Annotated in this window: 1 protein-coding gene; it reads right to left on the reverse strand. The window is 72.3% G+C overall.

Annotated elements, in window-relative coordinates; all coding sequences use genetic code 11:
* Positions 1–1,706: SpnB-like Rossmann fold domain-containing protein (locus tag AC51EU_RS30260; protein WP_496270287.1), on the reverse strand; the 1,706-nt coding region annotated here is incomplete at both ends.

Here is a 1,706-nt window from a genome sequence, read left to right on the forward strand (position 1 = left end):
TCAGCCGGCCCACCCGGACCGTGCCCTCGCGGACCACCAGCTGCGCGTCTCCGGCCGCGAGCAGACCCGGCAGGGCCGTCGCCACCGAGGCGAACTCGCCGCCCTCGGCGGGAAGGTCCACCAGCGCGATCCGTCCCGGGTACTCCGACTGCGCCGAACGCACCAATCCCCACGCCGCCGCACCGGCCAGATCCACCACCGGATCACCGTCGCCGGACGACACGGCCCCCCGCGTCACGAACACCAGACGCGACGCAGCAAGATCCTCCCGGCGGGCCCACTCCTGAAGCACACCCAGAACGTGTGCCGTCACCTCATGCGCACGGCCAGGCAGCTCACCGTCCCCACCGGACACAGGAACCACGACAAGATCCGCATCCGCCGCGAGATCGGTCAAGGACGCGACCGACGCCCCGACACCGACCTCATCGGCTCCCAGAGACACATACCGCCCCTCAACAACCTCCGTCTCCGGAGCCGCCACCCACTCCAAGGACAGCAACGCGTCACGCCCGGCACCGCGTCGTGCTGTCGCGAGGGCGTGCGCATCGGCTGCCTGGCCCCGGAGGACGAGTTCCTCCACGGACAGGACGGGTGCGCCCTCGACGTCGGCGGCCGCGACGGACACCGAGTCGTCGCCGGTCCTGGTCACCTTGGCCCGCAGGGTCGAGGCGCCGCCCGCGTGCAGCGACACGCCGCTCCAGGCGAACGGCAGGAGCTGGTCCCCGGCGGTACCGATGCCGGCCAGTCGACGCGATTGCAGTACGGCGTCCAGCAGCACCGGGTGGAGCCCGAAGGCCCCGGCGTCCTCGGCGACCTGACGCGGCAGCTCCACCTCCACGTACGCGCCGTCGTCGCACTGCCAGACGGAGCGCAGGCCCTGGAACGCCGGGCCGTAGCCGGTCCCGTCGTAGAAACCCTCCAGATCGACGGCGACCGCGCCCAGCGGCGGCCACACCTGCGGGCCGAAGTCCACGACCTTCTCGCCGCTGACCAGCGTGCCGTTGGCGTGCTGCTCCCAGGGGTGGTCGGGGTCGCCGTCCGGGCGCGCGTACACGGAGAGGGGACGGTTCCCCGTGTCGTCGGCGGCCGCGACCAGCACCTGGACCTGGGTGGCGTGCTCCTCGGTGAGGACCAGCGGCGTCATCAGGACGAACTCCTCGACGCGGTCGCAGCCCACCTGGTCGGCGGCGCGCATCGCCAGCTCCAGGAAGCCCGCGGCGGGGAAGAGGATGCTGCCGCCCATGGTGTGGTCGGTCAGCCAGGGGTACGACGGCAACGACAGCTTGCCCGTCAGCACCACCTCGCCGGAGTCCGCGAGGGTGAGCGTGACACCCAGCAGCGGGTGCTCGGCCGGCTGGAGACCCGCACTGGTCACGTCGCCGGACACGGCGGCGGGGCGGGGCCAGTACCGTTCGTGCTGGAAGGGGTACGTGGGAAGGTCGACGCGGCGGGCGCCGGTGCCGTCGAAGATCCCGGACCAGTCCACCGTCACGCCCGCCACATGCAGCCGCGCGAGGGCGGTCAGCAGCGCGGACTCCTCGGAACGGTCCTTGCGGAGGGCCGATACGACCACCTGGTCCTCGGTGCCGTCCAGGGTGTGCTGGGCCATCGCGGTGAGCACACCGTCCGGGCCCACTTCGAGGAAGGCCGACACGTCTTCGGCCGCGAGGGTGCGGATGCCGTCGGCGAAGCGGACGGTCTCA

This window comes from Candidatus Streptomyces philanthi (assembly GCF_059553635.1).